Origin of the sequence: Pseudoalteromonas sp. Hal040 (genome assembly GCF_037162425.1) — a bacterium.
In the GTDB taxonomy this organism is placed as follows: Bacteria; Pseudomonadota; Gammaproteobacteria; order Enterobacterales; family Alteromonadaceae; genus Pseudoalteromonas; species Pseudoalteromonas gelatinilytica.
Genome location: NZ_JARLUU010000001.1, coordinates 3,172,421 through 3,194,299 on the forward strand (window position 1 = coordinate 3,172,421; position 21,879 = coordinate 3,194,299).

At 42.6% G+C, this 21,879-nt stretch carries 18 protein-coding genes and 1 pseudogene; 4 read left to right on the forward strand and 15 right to left on the reverse strand.

The genetic code is table 11. The features are described 5' to 3' along the window. Positions 1–93: 93 nt before the first annotated feature. Positions 94–357: a ubiquinone biosynthesis accessory factor UbiK gene (ubiK, locus tag P4S60_RS14760; protein WP_054561163.1), complete on the forward strand. Its 264-nt coding sequence runs from the start codon at positions 94–96 to the stop codon at positions 355–357. 50 nt (positions 358–407) lie between these two features. Here the strand turns inward: ubiK and can are convergent, their stop codons facing one another. The 7 genes from can to ilvG all read right to left on the reverse strand — a co-directional run bounded on the left by can (position 408) and on the right by ilvG (position 8,858). Next, a complete protein-coding gene (gene can / locus P4S60_RS14765; RefSeq protein ID WP_337116440.1) occupies positions 408–1,070 on the reverse strand; it encodes a carbonate dehydratase in 663 nt (220 codons plus the stop codon). An 18-nt stretch (positions 1,071–1,088) separates the two neighbouring features. Beyond that, a complete protein-coding gene (locus P4S60_RS14770; RefSeq protein ID WP_337116441.1) occupies positions 1,089–2,267 on the reverse strand; it encodes a methyltransferase in 1,179 nt (392 codons plus the stop codon). A gap of 49 nt (positions 2,268–2,316) precedes the next feature. Continuing rightward, complete coding sequence (locus tag P4S60_RS14775) at positions 2,317–3,312, reverse strand: ABC transporter substrate-binding protein (protein WP_337116442.1); 996 nt, start codon at positions 3,310–3,312, stop codon at positions 2,317–2,319. Positions 3,313–3,449: 137 nt separating this feature from the next. Next, positions 3,450–5,003: a threonine ammonia-lyase, biosynthetic gene (gene ilvA / locus P4S60_RS14780; RefSeq protein WP_337116443.1), complete on the reverse strand. Its 1,554-nt coding sequence runs from the start codon at positions 5,001–5,003 to the stop codon at positions 3,450–3,452. 2 nt (positions 5,004–5,005) lie between these two features. Continuing rightward, positions 5,006–6,862: a dihydroxy-acid dehydratase gene (gene ilvD / locus P4S60_RS14785; protein WP_063702851.1), complete on the reverse strand. Its 1,857-nt coding sequence runs from the start codon at positions 6,860–6,862 to the stop codon at positions 5,006–5,008. Between the two features lie 104 nt (positions 6,863–6,966). Then, a complete protein-coding gene (ilvM, locus tag P4S60_RS14790; protein ID WP_337116444.1) occupies positions 6,967–7,212 on the reverse strand; it encodes an acetolactate synthase 2 small subunit in 246 nt (81 codons plus the stop codon). Continuing rightward, on the reverse strand, positions 7,209–8,858 hold the full coding sequence (gene ilvG / locus P4S60_RS14795; RefSeq protein WP_337116445.1) for an acetolactate synthase 2 catalytic subunit: 1,650 nt from the start codon (positions 8,856–8,858) through the stop codon (positions 7,209–7,211). The genes ilvM and ilvG overlap by 4 nt, the downstream gene beginning before the upstream one ends. A 534-nt stretch (positions 8,859–9,392) precedes the next feature. Here ilvG and P4S60_RS14800 point away from each other — a divergent pair. Then, on the forward strand, positions 9,393–10,271 hold the full coding sequence (locus tag P4S60_RS14800; RefSeq protein WP_337116446.1) for a TraB/GumN family protein: 879 nt from the start codon (positions 9,393–9,395) through the stop codon (positions 10,269–10,271). Positions 10,272–10,297: 26 nt separating this feature from the next. On the opposite strand, the gene modF is transcribed toward P4S60_RS14800, so the two are convergent. After that, positions 10,298–11,755 (reverse strand): molybdate ABC transporter ATP-binding protein ModF, encoded by a 1,458-nt coding sequence (gene modF, locus P4S60_RS14805; protein ID WP_337116447.1) that lies wholly within the window; start codon positions 11,753–11,755, stop codon positions 10,298–10,300. Between the two features lie 129 nt (positions 11,756–11,884). On the opposite strand from modF, the gene P4S60_RS14810 reads away from it, so the two are divergent. Continuing rightward, positions 11,885–12,508: a hypothetical protein gene (locus tag P4S60_RS14810; RefSeq protein ID WP_337116448.1), complete on the forward strand. Its 624-nt coding sequence runs from the start codon at positions 11,885–11,887 to the stop codon at positions 12,506–12,508. Between the two features lie 13 nt (positions 12,509–12,521). Here P4S60_RS14810 and P4S60_RS14815 read toward each other — a convergent pair whose 3' ends face one another. The 5 genes and pseudogenes from P4S60_RS14815 to P4S60_RS14835 all read right to left on the reverse strand — a co-directional run bounded on the left by P4S60_RS14815 (position 12,522) and on the right by P4S60_RS14835 (position 18,790). Continuing rightward, entirely contained in the window at positions 12,522–14,273 is a 1,752-nt protein-coding gene (locus tag P4S60_RS14815) for a response regulator (RefSeq protein ID WP_337116449.1), read from the reverse strand. Between the two features lie 93 nt (positions 14,274–14,366). Continuing rightward, a pseudogene (locus tag P4S60_RS14820) lies at positions 14,367–16,702 on the reverse strand (fatty acid cis/trans isomerase). Further along, positions 16,699–17,079 (reverse strand): hypothetical protein, encoded by a 381-nt coding sequence (locus tag P4S60_RS14825; RefSeq protein WP_105174440.1) that lies wholly within the window; start codon positions 17,077–17,079, stop codon positions 16,699–16,701. The pseudogene P4S60_RS14820 and the gene P4S60_RS14825 overlap by 4 nt, the downstream one beginning before the upstream one ends. 137 nt (positions 17,080–17,216) lie before the next feature. Beyond that, the gene (locus P4S60_RS14830; RefSeq protein WP_054561175.1) at positions 17,217–17,882 is read right to left on the reverse strand and encodes an SDR family oxidoreductase; all 666 of its coding nucleotides are present in this window, start codon (positions 17,880–17,882) and stop codon (positions 17,217–17,219) included. Positions 17,883–17,995: 113 nt separating this feature from the next. Further along, positions 17,996–18,790: a VOC family protein gene (locus P4S60_RS14835; RefSeq protein ID WP_337116450.1), complete on the reverse strand. Its 795-nt coding sequence runs from the start codon at positions 18,788–18,790 to the stop codon at positions 17,996–17,998. 231 nt (positions 18,791–19,021) lie between these two features. Here P4S60_RS14835 and P4S60_RS14840 point away from each other — a divergent pair, with 231 nt between their 5' ends. After that, entirely contained in the window at positions 19,022–21,088 is a 2,067-nt protein-coding gene (locus P4S60_RS14840) for a TonB-dependent receptor (RefSeq protein ID WP_442961774.1), read from the forward strand. Between the two features lie 64 nt (positions 21,089–21,152). Here P4S60_RS14840 and P4S60_RS14845 read toward each other — a convergent pair whose 3' ends face one another. Both P4S60_RS14845 and P4S60_RS14850 read right to left on the reverse strand, forming a co-directional pair. Further along, positions 21,153–21,584, reverse strand: a complete 432-nt coding sequence (locus tag P4S60_RS14845) for a hypothetical protein (protein WP_337116452.1) — start codon at positions 21,582–21,584, stop codon at positions 21,153–21,155. 16 nt (positions 21,585–21,600) lie between these two features. Beyond that, complete coding sequence (locus P4S60_RS14850) at positions 21,601–21,870, reverse strand: hypothetical protein (protein WP_337116453.1); 270 nt, start codon at positions 21,868–21,870, stop codon at positions 21,601–21,603. Positions 21,871–21,879 lie beyond the last annotated feature (9 nt).

The following is a 21,879-nucleotide window of genomic DNA, read 5'->3' on the forward strand; positions in this document are numbered from 1 at the left end:
TCCAAAGACAGGACGGGCAATTTTACCGTAATCACTACACTACGCCTAGCCAATAAGGTAAGATTGTTTTTTTACGTGACTCAAGGGACGAAGATGATCAACCCAGCAAAACTTGAAGAAATCGCTAAGCAAATTACTGACAACATGCCTCAAGGCGTGAAAAACCTTGCCGAAACAGTTGAAGGCAAAACAAAGCAAGCTATTCAAAACAAACTTGCTGAGATGGACTTTGTAAGCCGTGATGAGTTTGATATTCAAAGCCAAGTACTTATTCGTACTCGTGAAAAACTCACTGAGCTTGAAGAGAAAGTTGCATTACTCGAGCAGCAACTTGCTAGCAAACAAGACGAACAATAAAAAAGGAGAGCGAATTAGCTCTCCTTTTTCTAACTAGCTAGTTTTGAGTTTTAGCTTTTTTCTGCCACACGTTCAAATACGCGCTTAACTGCCGTGCCATAAGTATCACTTGCTTCTTCTGCACAGGTCACAACCGACTCTAGATCATTTAGGTGACCATTTGCTAAGCCATACACCCAACCATGAATTGTTAACTCTTGGCCTTTCGCCCAAGCATCTTGCACAATGTTAGTACGGCACACGTTACGTACTTGTTCGATAACGTTTAGTTCAATTAAGCTATTTAAACGCTCTTGCTCAGGTAATGCATTGAGTTGTTCGATGTGTTTTTCTTTTACATCACCTACGTGGCGTAGCCAGTTATCAATTAAGCCAAAACGTGCTTCGTTTAATACTGCCTGAACACCACCACAGCCATAGTGACCAACGACCATGATGTGCTTCACTTTCAGTACTTCAACAGCGTATTGCATTACCGAAAGACAGTTATGGTCGGTATGCACAACAACATTTGCCACGTTACGGTGAACAAATAGCTCACCCGGTAATAAGTCTACGATTTCGTTTGCAGGTACACGCGAGTCAGAACAACCGATCCACAGGTACTCTGGATTTTGCTGCATTGATAGAATTTTGAAAAACTCAGGATCATTTTCACTCGTACGCGCTGCCCAACGTTTATTATTCTCGAATAAATTTTTTAACTTTCTCATTGCGCCTCTTTACGGTATTTAATAATTAGCTTGGATCAAGATATTCCTTGGTGTCAGCTGCTTTTCGCAAAACGTACTAACTGTTACTTGATACCCTTGTTGTTGCAAATATAAAGCACGATCGAGCACGAGCCAAACTTCAATTGCCCTTCTGAACACATGTCGGACGAGTTCAACTCGCTCAGTAACCCTTTTGCGCTTTTTACCTATCTCTAAAAATTTATTGTAATCAATACCTTCTGGTAAAAATAAAGATTTTTTCTCAGCTGCCCACAAACAAAATGAGCTAAACGAATCAGAGAAGATCGCTTTGTTCACTGATGGCACACTCACATAGTGCATTTCACCGGTTATTGATTTACGTAACGCATCAAATCCAAGACGCCATTCAACCTCTGTTTTTCTTACCTTATCAACTCGGCTCGGTGCTGTTACCGTTTCTTGCAGCGCCAGTTTTAAATCGCGATGAGTAAGTGCAAGTTGGCTTTGCTTGGCAGGCTCGCTCATTGCTTGATAGGCGTTATCTGTGAATAAATGATAACAGCACGGTGAAAAACTGATTTGCTGGGTTTTCGCTTTGCTTGCTTGCTGCATAAATGCTTGATGCAGGCGACCACAGGCATGTAAAGCAACGGCATGCTGCTGGCTTTCAAAAAAGTCATCTGTGTCATCGGTTAATACATCAGCTTGTGAAAACTGCATCGCCAATTGCTGTTGCTTAGCACTGTGTTGGCCTTGGTCGCACAAGTGTTGTTGTAGCTCAATGCTATGTACACGTGGTGCACCATTAAATGCCAACATGCGACCTAAATGCCCTTTACCTGCGCACCATTCTAGAACGGGCTGGTTTAATGGCTGCTGACTGATCGGCGCGACAAAGTCTTGTAGTTGCTCAAACTTACGGCCTTTAATGCCATTACTTATCCAAAACGGAAATTCATTACGGGCAGCACTTATCGCTGGCAAATCACACAATTCTGCCAGCTTTTCGATATGTTCGATTTCATCAGCAAAATAACGATATAAGGCCTGCTGATCGGCATCAAGCTCACTCACTTGTTGGTCATCAAGCGCCCATAATAAGTTGGCTAATTCAGGCCAAGGAAGATCATCAAAATCAAATGCGGTACATTGCCAGTATTGGCGGGTTGAAAATAGCAGTGCATCTAAGGCAGCAAAGTGCTCGGCAAGTGTCATAACTACTTAGCGACAAGAAATAAAAAGCAGTATAACAGATTTATCTTATTTAACGTCGGTTACTACTGATCAAACGAATGTACAATGGCACACATGCAATACTTAGAATGATGGCTAGGATCAGCATCCAAGATAGCTCAAACCCTTCTGTTTGCTGTTGATCATACATAAAGCCATCAAAAGCCTGATCAAATTCATCCTGATCTAAGCCATATAAATCTGCAATCAAGCGCCACTTTGCCATCGACATATTGCCAAGATTAATGCCCGGTGGTTGAATGTAGCTTGCCAAAACATGGGCTTCGTAGGCCAGCTCTTGTACGCTTTTATGGGTGGCATAGTGCTGCTTGGTTACATCGATGCTTTCTTCTAAGTGTAATAAGGCATACCGCCACCCTTTTAAGCTGGCACGATAAAAGCGCTCAACAACCTCTGGCTTTTTCGCTAAAAACTGCTCTGAGGTATATAAGATATCCCCATACACATTCAAACCAAACTTTTGTGGGCAAATGAGTCGGTGACCGACTCCTTGTAATGTCATCGTGTAAGGCTCATTGGTGACATACACTTGCACCGCATCTAAATCACCGGCAAGCCACTCTTTAACGCCGCCTTCATGGCTGGCCGCCATCAAGCTTTCTAGGCTCAATCCTGCACGCTGTAACATCACCAGTAACTCAGCATTTTCTATTGAACCGATTTTACTTAGCTTTTTACCAGCAAAGTCTTTTGGCTGAAAAATATCTGAGTTATTTTTTACCATCCAGCAGTAAGGCGAAAACTGCAGTATGGCTCCAAGGGCGACAACCGGAGCGCCTTGCTGACGCTTTTGTAATATGCCTGAGTGAGTAATGGCAAAGTCGGCTTTACCGCTTAGTACTTTAGGGAAGGTATCTGGGTGGTTTGGATCAGCAGGAATAATAGAGACATCAAGGCCTGCCTCCTTATAAAAGCCTTTTTCTGCAGCCATATAATAGCCTGCAAATTGAAACTGGTGAGTCCATTTTAACTGTAAGCTAACTTTATCAGCACACTGTGCGCTCATAGAGAGCATTAAACAGATTAACCCTAGTAGGCATTTTATACCTTGCACGCATCATCCTTGCTTGAAACCGTGCATTAACTATAGGAAAAATAGATGAAAAATCAAGACTGCTAATGAGCAGTCTTGATTATATTAAGCTACTGATTTGCCGCTTTAACTTCACTAAGTTCTTGACCTTGGCTAGTTAAGAACTGGGTGAAACATGGGTTGTTCGTTTCATCTTGAACGTTGTATCCCAAACGGTTCAAATGCTCATTGAATACCTCATAATCACTCGGTTCAATAGCAAAGGCCGCCAGCACATTACCAATTGCTCCACCATGATTGCGGTAATGGAATAAAGTAATATTCCAATTACTACCAAGGGTATCTAAGAATCGTGCCAGTGCACCTGGGTATTCAGGAAATTCAAAGCGTAGTAAACGCTCATGAAGTTGAGCAGGCGCTTTACCACCCACCATATAACGAATATGCAATTTAGCCAGCTCGTTATCTGATAGATCGCAAAATGTGTAGTCGTTTTCTGTCAGTGCTGCTTTTAACTCATCGAGCTCTTGCTGCCCTTGTCTTAAGGCAATACCAACAAAAATTTGTGCTTCGCCTGGGCCTGCATAACGGTAATTAAACTCGGTGATAGCTCTACCACCTAATGAGTTACAAAACTGCTTAAAGCTACCCTTCTCTTCTTTAATGGTCACAGCTAGGAGTGCTTCGTTCTTTTCACCAAGTGCCGTTCGCTCAGCAACATAACGTAAACGGTCAAAGTTTAAGTTTGCACCCGATAAAATTGCAGCAACGTTTAAGCCTTTTACACCATTTTGTTGGCACCATTTTTTCAGCCCTGCAGTTGATAGCGCCCCTGAAGGTTCAGCTATGGCACGAGTCGAAACAAAGATATCTTGCATTGCGGCGCAGATTTCATCGCCTGTAACAGTAACGACTTCATCACAAAACTTTTGCGCTAAACGAAACGTCTCAGTACCAATGATTTTTACTGCTACACCATCAGCAAAGCTGCCAACACGGTCAAGCTCAACAGGCTTGCCTGCTTCAAGCGCGGCTTTTAAGCAAGCACTCTCGTCAGCTTCAACACCAATGACTTTAATATCAGGACGTAACGACTTAATGTACACCGCCATACCTGCAAGTAAGCCACCACCGCCAACAGGAATAAACACAGCATCAAGGTCGTTCAATTGCTGCATTAATTCACGGGCAACGGTACCTTGGCCAACAATGACATCGGGATCATCAAACGGTGGCACAAACACCCCGTTACGCTGCTCTGTCAGCTCTAAAGCATGGGCTTTTGCCGCATCAAAATGATGGCCGTGTAATACCACTTCACCACCGAGTGAACGTACTGCATTCACTTTAATTTCTGGTGTTGTAACTGGCATCACAATCGTTGCTTTATGCCCTAAAAATGAGGCACTGAGTGCCACGCCTTGCGCATGGTTACCGGCAGAGGCTGTGATCACATCAGAACCTTTTGGCAACTTGCTCAGTTTATGAAAAGCACCACGAAGTTTAAATGAATAAACCGGTTGTTGATCTTCACGCTTTAGCCACACATGGTTGCCTAGCCGTGCACTAAGATCAGCCATTTCGCTGACCTCAGTAACTTTTGCAAGCGGTTCCATGTTCGCTTGGATGATAGCGCGAAAATAATCGAGCTCTTGAGAAACCATAATTAACTAAGCTCCTCAAGTTTTGCTAAATCGCGCACTGCCCCTTTATCTGCACTGGTTGCAAGTAATGCATACGCTTTCAGTGCTGGTGATACATAACGGTCACGGTCCAGTGGTTTATAAGCATCTTTACCACGTGCAAGTTGCTTTTGTTTACGTGCTTCAAGCTCTTCATCAGACAGCGCTAAAGTAATTTCACGGGTTGCAATATCAATCACTATCTTATCGCCATTTTCAACATAGGCGATTGCACCACCGCTTGCTGCTTCTGGTGAAACGTGACCAATTGATAAGCCCGATGTACCACCCGAGAAACGACCATCGGTGATAAGCGCACACTTTTCACCTAAGCCCATTGATTTTAAGTAACTCGTTGGATACAGCATTTCTTGCATGCCTGGGCCGCCTTTTGGTCCTTCGTAACGAATTACAACAACGTCACCCGCTTTTACTTCGCCGTTAAGAATGCCTTCAACTGAATCATCTTGTGATTCGTATACAACTGCTGGGCCTTCAAAGTGCAGCATTTCTTCAACTACACCGGCGCTTTTAACAATACAGCCATCAAGGGCTAAGTTACCCGATAGCACCGCTAAGCCACCATCTTGACGAAAAGCATTTTCAACACTGCGGATACAGCCGTTTTCACGGTCATTATCAAGTTCTGGCCAGCGGCATTCTTGGCTCATAGCTTTTGTAGTACGGATACCGGCTGGGCCTGCTTTATAGAATTTTTGCGCCACTTCATTATTCGGATCGGTGGCATCCCATTTAGCCACCATTTCAGCCATACTGTGGCCTGCAACGTGATCAACGGATAAATCAACAAGGCCTGCCTTACCTAACTCACGGATAATTGCCATCATGCCACCAGCGCGGTGCACATCTTCAATGTGATATTTATTGGTTGCGGGTGCCACTTTACAAAGGAAAGGTGTTTTGCGAGAAAGCTCATCAATGTGCGACATATCAAAATCAACACCCGCTTCTTGCGCTGCAGCTAATAAGTGTAAAACCGTATTTGATGAACCACCCATGGCAATATCAACTACCATTGCATTCATAAAGGCTGTGCGATTAGCAATAGCACGAGGTAACACTGCTGCATTGTCTTTTTGATAATACTCACGGCATAAATCAACAATGCGCGCACCTGCTTCAACATAAAGTTGTTTACGGTCTTTATGTGTAGCAAGTGTGGTACCGTTACCCGGCAGTGCTAAACCAATCGCTTCTAATAAACAGTTCATTGAGTTGGCAGTGAACATACCTGAGCATGAACCACACGTAGGACACGCAGAGCGCTCTACTTTTTCTGAGTCTTCATCGCTTACTGTGGTATCAGCGCCTTTCACCATGGCATCCACTAAATCAAGTTTAATGTCGATATCAGCAAGGCGTGTTTTACCCGCTTCCATTGGACCACCTGATACGAAAATAACCGGAATATTTAAACGCAGTGCAGCTAGCATCATCCCTGGGGTGATTTTGTCGCAGTTAGAAATACAGATCATAGCATCGGCACAGTGTGCATTAACCATGTATTCCACTGAGTCAGCAATTAAGTCACGCGATGGTAGTGAATACAGCATGCCGCCGTGGCCCATTGCGATACCATCGTCGATTGCAATAGTATTAAATTCTTTTGGTACACCACCCGCTTCAGTGATGGTTTCAGCCATCAGCTCACTAAGCTGGTTAAGGTGAACATGACCCGGTACAAACTGAGTATATGAGTTAACAACAGCGATAATTGGCTTACCAAAGTCTTTATCTGTCATCCCTGTTGCACGCCACAAAGCACGCGCCCCTGCACGTTTGCGACCTTCTGTTGTTGTTGCACTTCTTAATTTAGCCATAATTACCTCAGTTGTTGCAGTGGCATGCCACTGACTTCCTCATTCCTAATTTATTTCTCACTAAAGCATTAATCTGATTGCTCTAGTTACCTGTTGATTTTTTACTAGATTGCTTGTTGTTGAAATTGGTTTTCAACATTGACGTGTTTCACATCAACCAATTTATTTAACTGTGATGTTAGTAGATAAATTGGCTTATCGCTGTCTACCGTCATGGTGACGTGAAACGTTTCATCAGCCATTTCTAAATTCATGGTTGTTAGGTCAAAGCCGCGATGACGTGCAACGCGTAAAAAGCGCTCTACAGCGACACTTTGATTCTTTAGTGCAATCGTTAGGGTGTGTTTCATTTTACTGTCTCCGTCATCATTTCATCATTAGCTGCACCCGGTGGTACAAGCGGCCATACATTTTCTTTATCATCGATACAGGCATGAAGAATGTATGGACCTTCACTATTAACTAACGCATCAACCGCAGCATCGACTTCATCTGCTTTAGTGATGGTTTGACCTGGAATGCCAAACACCGCTGCTAACTGCACAAAATCAGGATTATCTGAAAGGTTTGTTTCAGAATAACGACCTTCAAAAAATAGCTGCTGCCATTGACGTACCATGCCCAAGCGCTGGTTATCTAGGATTAGAATTTTAACTGGCAGATTGTTACGGCGAATTGTTGCCAGTTCTTGAATGTTCATCATGATTGAGCCATCACCCGACACCGTGATCACAAAATCAGTTCGGCGCGCAACTTGGGCGCCGATAGCGGCTGGTAAACCAAAGCCCATGGTACCCGCACCACCACTACTTAAATGGTTGCTTGGGTGGCTAAACTTCATGTGCTGCGCCACCCACATTTGGTGCTGACCCACATCACAGCAAACAACACCCGTTGATGGCATTTTTTGGCTGAGCTGGTTTAATAAGTAAGGGGCAAACACTTTTTCGCCCGGATAGTCATAACGCCACGCATGCTCTTTCATCATGCTTTCGATGTGCGTTAACCACTCATTTGGTGTAACAAAGCAATCAAGTTGCGGTAATGAGGTTTTTAAATCTGCGACTAGAGACGCTTTTGCAGGCTTACGTTTACCAATTTCTGCGGCATCGATATCAAGGTGTATCACTTTTGCTTTTGCAGCAAATTTACTTAAGTTGCCAGTAACACGGTCGTCAAAACGTGCGCCGATACAAACAAGCACATCACATTGTTGCACAGCTAAGTTAGCCGCTTTACCGCCATGCATACCTAGCATACCCAAATCATATTCATAATCAGGTAATACACTGCCTAGCGCTTTCAACGTTGATACCGCTGGCATATGTGTTTTTTCTAAAAATTGCATAAGCTCGTTTTGCGCATCAGCAGCTTGTACACCACCACCGATATACGCCACAGGACGCTGGGCCTCACTTAAGATTTGATTGGCTATCGCAACTTGGTTTGGGTCTAATTTTGGTAAATGATCTTCGGCGGCTAACCAAGGGTGGAATGGCACTTGCGCCATTTGAATGTCTTTCGGGATATCAACTAACACAGGACCTGGGCGGCCGCTTTGCGCTAAGTGGATGGCTTCTTGTAGGATTTCGGCTAAATCTTCAGCTCTTTCAACCATGTAACTGTGTTTAGTACATGATAACGACATACCTAACACATCCACTTCCTGAAAGGCGTCGGAGCCTATCGGCGCGGTAGGTACTTGCCCTGTGATAGCAAGTAATGGCACTGAATCCATCATCGCATCAGCAAGAGCAGTTATTAAGTTGGTCGCACCAGGGCCTGATGTTGCAAAACACACACCTAACTTACCTGTACTGCGGGCAAACCCTACAGCTGCAAAACCTGCTCCTTGTTCATGACGCGTCAAATAATGTTTGACTGGCGCACCGTACAAGGCGTCGTAAATAGGCATGATGGCACCGCCCGGGTATCCAAAAACATCCTTAACGCCATGTTTGGCTAATAAATCGATTGTTAACTCTGCGCCTGTCATCGTAAATCCTCATTCCTCAGTGACATTGTGTATTTGCTGCGACTCAAACCTTAAAACGAAAAAGCCCCCGGACTGTTAAGTGCGGGGGCTTTTTAAATGCTTCACTTTCCTCTAAGCACTAACTAGCCCCCGCGGTAATAATAATCACCACGACGTTAATTAGAATTAGAGAAAGTTTGTTTGTAAGCATTTATCTGTAACCAAATTCTGTTCATTTGTAGCGGAAATCTAGCCATCCCGCTGTCTTTTTCTATTAGTACCGCGCTGGGGGCGTTAAGTCAACATAAAAATCAATTCAAAAAACAGGCTAAAAAACGACTTTAAAGAAATAAATATCCAAAAACTAGTATTAATAGGATTTATTTTTCACTATTTGCTAAATATTGAAATTTCATACCTCGTTATTTGCCATTCTATGATTGATTAATTTTTAGCAATTAGATGTGATTTTTCTGCATAAAGCCGATTTAATTTAACGCCTCTTTAAAAAAATTAGTTTAGTATTGAAAAAACCACGTTATGAAAAGGAAAGTTATGAAATTCATCCAGCGTATTAATGCCCTATTTTTTATGGTGCTACTGCTTGGTTTTAGCCAATATGCACTTGCAGAGCCGGGGTTATGGAAAGTAGAGAAAAACGGTGTTGCTTCTTATTTATTCGGTACCGTGCATGTTGGCGATGACAGCATGAAAGGCTTACCAAGTAAGGTAACAAAAGCACTCGATAACTCAGATAAAGTCATTGTTGAGGTGGATATCAGCGCCATTTCACCGATGGAAATGCAGCGTCGCTCATTACCATTTATGATGCTGAAAAATGGCAAAACCTTACAATCAGAATTATCATCTGAAAACTATGCAAAACTGCAAAAGTACTTTGCCGATAAATCAATTGATATTGCGATGTTTAAGAACTTAGCACCGTGGGCGGTGATGGTCACCATGATGCAAATGGAGTTCCAAAACGTCGGTTTTTCAGATCAATACGGCATCGACAAGCAAGTACTTGCTTATGCTCAAGAACATAAAATTTCTATTGGTGAGCTAGAAACTCTTGAACGCCAAATGGAAATGTTTGAGCACTTAGCAATTATGAATGACAAAATGATCGAAGAAACATTCGACCAACTTGCAGATGTAGACACCTACTTTTTTGGTCTGATTAAGGCTTGGAAATCAGGTGACATGAAAACACTTACACAGTTTTATAACGAAAGCTTTGATGATACACAGTATGGTCAACTAAGCGAGCAAGTGATGTTGATAGACCGTAACAATGACTGGGTTAATCAACTATCTACTCGCATCGGTAAAGAAAAGCTGTTCATTGCAGTGGGCGCTTTGCACTTACCTGAGCAACACGGCTTACTGAAGCAATTAACAGACAAGGGTTTTACAGTTACCCGTATCTAAATGATTTAAAACGTTTAAAAAGCGCCTTAAGGCGCTTTTTTTGTGAAATCAGCCATCTCTAAATAGTTGTCGATACCGGCTATTTTGTCACTCGCATGGTGATTAACATACACCACGGTGCTGGTACCTGCAGCGCAGATTTTTTCTATTAGCAATAACACGCGTTGCCTATTCGCTTCATCAAGACCTAAGCAAGGCTCATCAAGAATCAATAAGTTAGGGTGTTTAACCATAGCCCGAGCAATCAATAATAAACGCTGATCACCAAAAGATAACTGGCTAAATGAGCTGCTTTGTTTGTCACTTAACCCTAATAACGCTAACCATTGTTTGGCTATGGAAAGTTGCTTATCAGTGGCTTTTTGGTAAAGACCAATGCTGTCATAAAAGCCCGAAACAACCGTATTGAGTGCGGTGATACTCACTCGATAATCCATATGAAGCGCGTTGGAGATATAACCAATGTGCTGTTTAATTTGCCAAATACTCTCACCGCTTCCGCGTTGGTAGCCAAACACCTTGATATCGTTGTTGTAACACTGCGGGTTATCACCAGTGATAAGGTTCAGCAAACAGGTTTTACCTGAGCCATTTTTACCTGTTAACTGCCAATGTTCGCCTTGGTTAATTTGCCAGTTGAGTTTTTCAAAAATAGCCTCGCCGCCATAACTTACCGATGCGTTGTTTAATCTTACCAGCATAGAATCAGTGAGCTGAGGCGCTTGATGGTCAATATCTGCCTCAGGTATTTGTAACTGAGTATGCGTGAGATGCAATAGCTTGAGTAAATCATCGCGCTGCTCGGCTGTAGGCTTTGCTAATTGCTCTGTGACATGACCCTCTTTAACGTAGGCGTAGTGATCAACAAAGTCAGGGATCTCAGTTAAGCGATTAAGCACAAAAATAAGGGTCGTCGTTTTGCTAAGCTCTGCGAGTAGCTGATTAAGCCCTGCCATTGCCGTGACATCTAAGCCATCAAAAGGCTCATCAAGCACAAGCAAATCTGGCCGACCTATTATGGCTTTAATCAGCATCAATTTGCGGGTTTCACCGGTCGATAAATCGCGAAATGCCTTGCTAAGTTTGTCACTAAAATCAAATAGGCTTATTAACTGCTGTAGCAAATCACTATCAAGCTGTTGCTCGTCTCGACCTGCAATAATCAGCTCATAAACCGTACTTGAAGGCGTAACGCCATCAATAATGTCATCTTGATCTTTTGTTAGCTCAGCCGCAAGGAGCTGCTTTTGACTGTCTGGCGAAACCAATGCTATACGCTCAAAGCTATTCTCATACTGGCCTTGCTCTATTTTCGCAAAACCTGCAATAGCAGCAGCAACGGCTGACTTACCCGCGCCATTCGCACCAAGTAAAACCCATTGCTGCAATAGCGATACATTGATATTAAGATCATCTAAATAATAAACATCATTACCCTGCCCTTTTAGGCTGGCTCTAACATTAACCAACTTCACTTGTTGCACTTTGAATCCTCATTCTAAGTTACCGTTAGCTTGACGTTACCGCATTCGAGAAAAAATTAAAAATCGTTTAAACCTTTTTTAAACACAGCTGCGACTAAGGTATAAAAGGTCATTAACAGGAATCAGACAATGAAAAAATTACTTTGTGTAGCGGCATTAGGCTTAGCACTTACAACAACATACGCAATGGCAAAAGACTCACGTGAGCTAAATCATAACTTTGCAGTGAATGGTGCAAGCCAACTTGATATAGATTTTCCGGTGGGCAGCTTAGAAGTCGAAAGCTATGACGGCAGCGAAGTAGTCGTTACAGTTCGCATTGAACCAAAAAATGACAATAGCTGGTTCAGCTCTGATGTTGACTTATCAGATATCGAATTAAGCCACTCGCAAAGTGCCAGCTCACTTAGCTTAAAACTAGATAACGATGATATTCAACAAAACTGGCATGTAAAAATGCCTAAATCGATGGCAATTGATGTTGAGTTAGGTGTTGGCGATATTGAAATTAACGACGCTAGTAATTCGGTTGATATTGAGTTAGGTGTGGGCGCGGTAAGAATTGATAGCGCGCTTAATGACTACAAACGTATTGAGCTTGATACGGGTGTAGGCGACACTAAAATTCGCGGCTTAAAAAATGACGGTAATACCAGCCGTAAAGTGGTTAGCTCGCATTCAAGCTACCGTGGTAATGGTCAATACAATATTGAAGTAGAAGTAGGTGTTGGCGACATTAAAGTAACGAACTAATTGAATACTTTGGTTATCCCTGTGAGCTCTCAGTAAATAAAATGCTGAGAGCTTTTTGCACTGAATCCAGCGAGATCGGTTTGTAAACGTGCAAGTTTGCTCCAAGCTCGTATACTCGTTGTAAATCATCATTCGATGTATTGGCTGTCACCACCAAAATTGGCACCTGTTGCCCCTGCTCATTACGAATAATATCAATCGCTTTAAAACCATCCATAACGGGCATATTCAAATCCATAAAAATTAAATCGTAGTGCTTATCTGAGGCTTTATCTGTGGCGATTAAGCCGTTTTCAGCCACATCAAAACTGTAATTTAAATGGCTAACCATGCGCCCTAAAATGGTGGCGTTTAGCGGGTTATCTTCCACAATTAAACAATGTAATGCTTGCGGCAGCGGCGCTGGCATTGCTGATTTAGGCGTGCTCTCTAGTTCTAAATTAATTAACACTTTAACGCCTTGTGGCTCAGCATTGAGAAATTGGATTTCTCCTTTTAATGCTTTCACAATGTGCATAACCCTAAGCAGCCCCGTTTTTAAGCCTTGAAAATGTTGCTCTGAGTCATTTTCGTAGCTAAGTAAATCTGTAGGCGGCTTTTCAAAGCCTTTCCCGTTATCTTGTATTTCCATTACAAAGTGCTGCTCACCTTGGCACGCAGCCGTTACGGCAATACGGCCTTGGCTTGGAGTAAATTTAACGGCATTGTTAATGATTTCAGCAACGATTTGCGTCAACCTTGCATGGTCAGTACTCACCTCTTTATTGAGTGACTCAGCTAAGTTCAAGCTCAAGGTAATGCCTTTATCGTTACAGGCATATTCATAGGGTGAGATAGCTTGCTTTAATGTTGATAACAAATTGCTGCTAGTAAAACTTAACTGCCATTCTCCAGAGGTTAGCTGCTGTAAGTCCATTAATTCGTCTAGCATGGCCACCAACCTGTTTACACAATAAAGCGCCTGCTGTTTAGTCAGTTGCTGACTGTCGCTGATATCAAGCGCTTCGATTGATGCAGTTAATCCTTGCAATGGTGTTCTAAATTCATGACTGGTACGGGCAATAAAGCGCTCTTTATTTTTATTAACACGCTCAGCAAACTCTTTTTGCTCTTTGTACTTAGCAATATTTTTAGTGACTAGTTTCTCCATGGGTTTAAAAATGAAAAATAGCTCAATTGCTAATAACGTCATGGCGAGCAACCAAAACAATAACTCTAGCACCGCCAAAAATGTGACTTTTTGAACTGATTTTTGTTCAAGTAACTTAACCGCTTGGTCTAGTTTTGTGAGTAGTGCTTCAAGCTGGTTGCTAACAAATGTTGAGCGGTCCACATAGGCAAAATCATAGGAATTGTTTAATAGTTGCTGCGCTTTACTCACATAGCGCTTCACGTGTTCATCTAATGCGGTAGGCGGCGAGAAGTAATGCGCCTCAAGCGCCTCATTTAAATGAATGTAATGACCTTGCTCATCTTGCTGAATTAGAAATTGGTGCCCTGCAATAAATTGCTCAACCGCTTGCTGCAGTAGCCTTCGGTGTTGCTGTTGGAAATGATCGGATTCATGATAAATGAGTGCATTGCCATACAAGGCAATTTTTTGTGACAGCATGCGTTGCTTACCGGCAATATTGATGACCTTGGCATCACCCTTTTGGATATACAAAAGGCTCTGTATCAAGATGGCTGATACAGAGATCAATATGGCAATCGCCAATAACCCCCAGCGATATCGTTTTCGGATATCTGTGACTAGCTGCAACATGCTTTACTCATTATTTTTTAAAAATAATTGTAGTTCATAGAATACAAGAAAGCCCACTTGAAGTGGGCTTTAAACATGATAGTTAACAGAAATTTATCGATTTTCGAGTCGGTTATAGTCAAATAAACCAAACTCGACGCCGCGATACTCTTTCGCTACACGGTGTAAAATATCGCTGTATTGCCAAAACTGTGGATGTGTTCGGCGAATAGCAAACTCACTTTTCAGATCTCTGTAAGCAGCTTCATCTGTTGCTTTAGCCAGCCCAGCTGCAAAAGCTGCAACCTGCTGATCATTGTGCAAGTACCAAATTGCTTCTGGGTAATCACCTATAAACCCAGGCACAATCGTCACTGTATCTTCGTCATAAGCGCGCTGCCCTTCTTCATTCAATAAGCTCGAAATATTGTAATGAGCATTATGGTGGATCAGGGTATAAGCCTTGTGCTTATCAGCGCCATCTTTGACTAACACAAACGAAATTTGCGGTAGCAAGTTCACAGCTTTAACTGGAAGATCGTTAATTCGCGCAAGCGGCTCAGGTACTTTCGTATAGTCGTAACGAGGGCTCAAAATTGGCTTAAGCTTCTCTTTTAGCATATTGAACAACTCAGACTGCGGATCCATTGTTTTGTATTCAATACCCGTAGGTTGACTAAATGACAATTCATCCTCAAAGAAGCTCGTTAAGCTAGGTGGCGATTTACGATACCACTGGGCTTTAATTTCTTTGCGCTTAGCTTCTGGTAATAATGCAAGGTAGTTTGCTTCACCTTCTAAGCGTAAAAAGTCCATGTACAAACGAGTTAATAACTGATGACCAATGTTGCCATAGACATCAAAACCCGCTACCAGCAAGTAATGAATACGTTCAAATAACGCATAGTCGAGAATCCAAGCGGTCTTTGGTTGCTGGCCTATCCAACCTTTTACTACCGTTGCGCTATCGAAATGGCGAAATACCGTCAGCGCTGCATTTTGGTTATGACCATCGCCTTGCCAAAGTAAATCGGTTGTAAGGTGCTGACCGTTAGCAAACATCTTATTAGCCAGTGCAACTTTGGCAGACAAATATTTGTTTTGGCGTTTTGAATACTTCACCCAGCTAGAAATCGGCAAAGCATTACTTTCTTCTTCAGCCGGTAATGCTAATGCATCTTCATGTTGTAACAACATTTCACCGACTTTAGGTGTCGCCGCCATTTCAGGCTTCGCAAACCCCACCCAGAACTGGTCGTTAATTACATTTAACGCGATTTGACCACGACAAACAGGCCCTTTAATAAAGCCCATAATAATAAGCTCAGCTTCATCAAGCATAAATTGATAACGTGAGTTTACTGGTATTGCCGCAAAGGCCTTAAATGGGTTTGATGCCACTTCTGGCTTATAGCTTGGCAGTTTATCTACTTGATAATCAGCTTCAATAAATTGCGAATGTAAGCGTGCAAGCTTTTCGTCATTTAATGCTAAAGGTAAATGTGTTTTCGCTAAAATAGTCGAACGATCATGCATTAAACGATAGTAAACACGCTCAACCTTAGGGTCTTCATAAGGGCGACGGGTGCTAATGTGTTTGATCTCTTCACCCGGCGGCGTTGAAGAGCGTACTAGCTTAAAGTAGCTGTGTTTATCGCCATGCTCAGGGAAGTAAATATGCGCTAAATACCAGTGCTCATAAATATAGCGAGCAGCCAACTGATGCTTTAAACCATCTTGATTTAAAAATGCTTCCCAACGTTCGACTTGTTTGAGTACCCCTTTTCAGGAGGCTCGATGTGAGCTAAATAACCGCCTTTTCGGAGCCACTTAGCAAGATGCTGAAATTCTTCACTCGAGATACCCGGTAAACCATAAGGCATACCACTGTGCGGGCTATCTTTAGCAAATGAGTCAAACTCATTCATTGTGGTGCATGTTTGTTCACGATCGAGTGAAAAATCAAACTCATCGCCTAAAATAGCTTGTTTAGGCAGTGGGCTGCTTTGCTTAAGTACTAAGGCATTATAAAGCACGCTACCAGCAAGGTTCGCTTCTTCGGTTTGTGCTCGCTCGTTTAGTACTGGAGTAAAGCCTTTATCACGCCACTGGGCGGTACTTGTCGCATCGAACAATAAACGGCTTGGCTCTTGGGCTAATAAGCGTGTACCGTCATAAACTCGCTCTTTACTTAAGCCGCGGTCGATACCTTCCACAGAAGATAACTTAAGCTGACATGGTGCATCATAGCAGCCATGACAAACCACACAGCGACTATCAAGTACGGGCTTTACATCTCTTAAAAACTCAGCACCTTCAAGTGTTGATTCTGCCACCACGCGCTGTTGTGGCTGTTCTTTACCAAATAGTTCATCGTAATGAGCGGCACCTAAATATGCACAGCCACTTAATAGAATAAGGCCAAATACGGTGGTGAGGAGTTTTCTCATCCTTCCTCCTCGATATCTTCAACGTCATCACCTAAATCGAAGGTTGGCATCATATCGACTTGCGGCGACACAAAGGTTTGGTCGTTGTCGCAGCTAAGCATCGCGCTCAATAGAGGTCCACGAACGAGTGTCAATTGCGCATCATGCTCACCGTCAATTAATACTTGGTAGTCATCATTTAACGCTTCAAGACGATATTCATTAATGGCAATTGCAACACTGCTATCAACAGCTGGATTTTGACAAAGCTGTGCGAGTAAGTCTTCGCTTAAGGTTATATGTATTAATACATCTGGGGACTCGATGTCACGGCTATGAAGGTTTTCATCGAAATAAAAAAGAGGAAGGGTTAAATCGCTATTTTGCTCTAATTCCATGTGCTGTTCTCTACATCAAAATGACTTTTAATGGTACGAGTATAGCAAACTATAAGTTCAATAATTAGCGAAACTTATCAGCCGTTAGCAGCTTAATCACTACTAACTAGCTGACGATAAAAAAACAGAATAAATAATTACCAAGGTAGCGTTTCGCCGTTTGAATGCCAAAACCCACCTGTGTTGCTAAGGTTTAATTCGTCAATCCGCTTGATGAGCCGCTCTGCAGCAGTTTCAGGGCTAATGTCGCCGGCAAAATTAACCATTTGCGTTTGTACGAAGCCCGGATGAAATAACCCTACGGCAATTTTTTTATCTTTTAGCTCATGGGCTAAACTAACACTGGCGGCATTAAGTGCCGCTTTTGACATACGATAACCAATGTAACCACCCGAGCCATTATCTGCAATTGAGCCCATACGTGATGTGATCATCGCTACTTTGGCATCAATACCTAAGCTTTGCTGTAATGCATGAGTAATACGAATAGGCGCGATACTATTCACGCTAATTTGTTTTTCGATGGCAGCAAAGTCCATATCAGCTAATGTTTCATTATGAAAAATACCGGCGTTGTTAACCAAAATATCAATTTTGTCGCCGTGTAAGTAATTGGCAAGTGTTGCAACATCATCGGCATCAGCCACATCAATATCGCTAATAATTTTCACATCGAGTGCTTGAAGCTCCTCACTTGGCGTGCGAACCACTGCGGTAACACGGTAACCTTGGGCTGAATACTGTTTACAAAAATTAAGACCAATACCTTTATTGGCCCCCGTAACCACCACATGCTTAGTCATCAATCTGCTCCTTAGTAGGCTTTTCTATACCCAAACTACCTCAAGGTGCGAGTTTCTGCATCTTGAAGAGGCTTAGCTATATACTTTGGGACAGATTGACAAAAACCAAGGGCTTAAGTTAATTCATCAATGGTTGATTTAAGAATAGAAAATACGGCCCCTTGCGGATCGGTAATAACACTAAAGCGCCCAACATCAGGGATGTCTGTTGCTGACACACAAATAACACCGTTGAGCTGCGTTGCTTTAGCGACTGCCTGATCGCAATCTGCTACTGCAAAGTACGGCATCCAGTGGGGTGGAATATCATCTGGCCATTCATTGGTCATCTCAAGCATGCCTGCTATCGGTTGCTCATCAATGGTAAATAAGGTGTAGTCCATGCCTTCCATTGGTTTCACCTCATACTGCCATCCGAATAACTGACAATAAAAGTCGCGACTTGTTTGCATGTCTCTCGACACAAGCTCAAACCAGTAAGGCAGGTTAAGCTCTTGTACTCGTTTTGCCCCGATATGCTCACCGGCTTGCCATAAGGCAAATGTTGCACCGCCTGGTTCTTGAAGCATCACCATGCGACCTGCCGTCATGACATCATGTGGCCCTGCCAATACAGTTGCACCTAATGATTTTGCCAGCTCTGTGCTTTGGTCAACATCATCAACAGCAATGTACAATAACCAATGGGTTGGCATCTCGCTCATACTTTCTGGCAGTTGATACATAGCGGCAATATCATCACCTTGCTTTTTCAGCATGGTGTAATACATATCTTCGCCTATCGGCTGGTCATCAAAACCCCAGTCAAAAAGTTGCGTATAAAACTGCTTTGCAGCTTGCCAGTCTTTCGCGCATAACTCGGCCCAGCAGAAAGTACCTGCAGGGTGTTTTGTATTTATTTTTGTCATGACTGTTCCTCCTTCATTAACGGTAATCAACAAGCTGCTTTTTTGCCAATTATTTTTAAAATTTATTTAATTCACGTTTAGAAAAATTAAATAATCATAATCAATAACTTAGGTTTAAACCCTGCTAAAACAGAGAATTGCAGTTATGGCACTATATTGATTGTCACAACAAATGCACGTATAAATGCGAACAATTTTTAATAACAATTGTATAGCGATTTAACTATGACAATGAAATTTGCGCTTCCTTTTTTACTTACTCCTATCGTCGCGTTTGCAAATCAGGCCCAAGATATTGAACGTATTACCGTTTCTACAACTCGTAGTACGGCACCTGTTAGTACTGTACCTGCAACTATCAGTGTTATTACTAGTGAAGACATTGCTGAGCAACTTGCTCATACTCAAGATCTATCGCAAATTTTAGGTAATTTATTACCGAGCTTTTCACCAAGTCGTCAAAAAATGACCAGTGCAGGTGAAACACTCCGTGGCCGTGAGCCGCTATACATGATTGATGGTGTTCCTCAGTCAAACCCGCTTCGTAACGGTTCTCGTGATGGGAATACGATTGACCCTGCAATGATCGAACGCATCGAAGTGATCAGTGGCGCAAATGCAATTCAAGGCATGGGCGCAAGTGGCGGTATTATTAATATCATCACAAAATCAGCTGGCGATTTTAATCACCAAATGAGCGCGGGGTTTAGCACTCCAACAGACGGTGGCAGCGACAGCCAAAGCTATAAAGCCAGCTACTTATTCAGCCAACAACTAGATGATATTAGCTTTATTGGTGGTGTATCGGCTCGTAGTACGGGTATGTATCGCGATGGTAACGGTGACTTTGTTGGTTTAGATGGCACACAAGGTGACACGCAAGATTCAACCAGCCTAGACTTATTTTTAAAAGTTAAATATCAGCTTGATAACGAGCAAAGTATTCAAGCAATGCTGAACCACTACAAAATTGAAGGTAATGGTGACTTTGTAGCTGTAAATGGCGATCCAGCAACAGGCCTTGCAACCTCAGCTGAAAAAGGCGATGTAGAAGGCGACACGCCACGTAACCGTGTAACAACCTTTACCCTAGATTATAACCACAGCAATGTGGCTGGCGGTAACCTTGCTATTCAATTATTTACGCAAGATTTTGCAGCTATGTATGGCGGCGGCACATTTGCTTCATTCCAAGATCCAGCCTATGGCGAGAATATTTTCGATCAGTCTCAAAATAAATCACAAAAGTTTGGTAGCCGCGTTACTTACAATAAAGATAACCTGTTAAACAGCCAGTTTGATATTGCGACAGGTATTGATTTACTTTCTGATGAAACATACCAAGAGCTTGCGCAAACAGGTCGCCATTGGGTACCAAAAACCAAGTTTAATAACATTGCACCTTTTGCTCAGCTACGTTATGACGGCTTAGAGGATTGGACCTTCAATGCAGGCGTACGTTACGAGTACGGCAAATTAAAAGTGGATGATTTTACCACCCTAGCTTCATACAACAGCAGCTTTGTAGAAGGCGGTGAGCCAAGCTTTAATGAATTATTAGAGAACTTAGGTGTTGTCTATCAAGTAACTGATGAACTTCGTCTATATGCAAGCTACAGCGAAGGATTTAGCATGGCTGATGTTGGTCGCGTGCTGCGTGGCATTAATCAAGCAGGTTTATCTGTTGAGAGTTTCTTAAATCTAGAGCCGGTTATTTCTGATAACCGCGAATTGGGTTTTGAATATGCCAACGATAGCTTCAATATTAAAGCCAGCTACTTTGAATCTGACTCAGACTTAGGTTCACGTTTACAAGCTGATGCTGATGGTATTTACAGCGTGCAACGTGAGCGTACTGAGATCTCAGGTTTTGAAGCAAATGCACAATATTACCTAACTAACAGCACAACATTTGGTGCAAGTTACGCTGATACAGAAGGCCAATATGATGGTGATGGCGACAATAAAGTAGAAAGCGATTTAGGCGGCAGCAATATTTCACCTACACGTTTAAACCTTTACTGGCAGCAACAGTGGCCAGCGAATCTATCTAGCCGCGTACAAGCTAACAAAGTATTTGACCGCGACTTTAATACTGGTGAAGAGTTTGACGGCTACACAACCGTTGATTTATCGGTGCAATATCAAAGTGCTGAGTACGGTGCATTTAGCCTAGGTATCGATAACCTGCTAGATAAGTATTACATCACTTACTACGGTCAAACACGCCCAGCTGCAACACGCTATTTTGCGGGCACGGGTCGTACCGTCAACCTAACTTGGAACTATGCATTTTAGGTTTAAGCTAAGTAATTAAACAATAAAAAAGGCACCTTGGTGCCTTTTTTGTGGTTGGTACTAATTAGTGATGATGCCCATGCTCACCTTTGAGCTGATTACCTTGCGCATCATAGAAACCGCTCGCGCCATGCTCAACAAACCCTAAGTTGATCATTTTAGCTAAAAATGGATCGCTTTCATTATCACCGATATCTGCGTAATCGGTGGTTTGGTAGTTATCCCATTTCGCAAACTCTGCCTGCACCTTTTGCTGGTTGTGATGGCTGGTTGTTAAAGCAATTTCACGGCTATAAGTGGGTGTTGAAATACGAATTACTTTAAGTAACTTTTGATTGGCAAGCCAGCTTAGCTCGACTTTGCTTTCACCTTGCTGCTGTGTGTAATATTCTGTTAGTTCACAGCCTTCACCCGTGCTTTTTTGGTGAGTCATTGACGCTAAAAACTTATCGCTTACTAACTGATATTTGCTACTCCAATCTTGCTCACCTTGCACTTCCGATGGTTGATATTCAATGCCACCGCCGCGCTTGCTGGAAATAACGAATTGGGCGAATTTGTTGATTACGTAATTGCTGCCATAGCTCAATAAACTGTAGATTTTGCTTAGCCACCTGATGAGGCGTGCGCCATAGAGTGAAGGTGTCTTCAGAATGCTGCTTATTAGCGACTATGTCTGTGGTGACTTTATAGTCTGCTTGCGTAAAACCGGTGTTCATATCGCATTGCCCTGCAACAGCAAGTGGGCTAAGTAATGAGGCAAGTAAGATGGCTGCTTTCACGGGATTCTC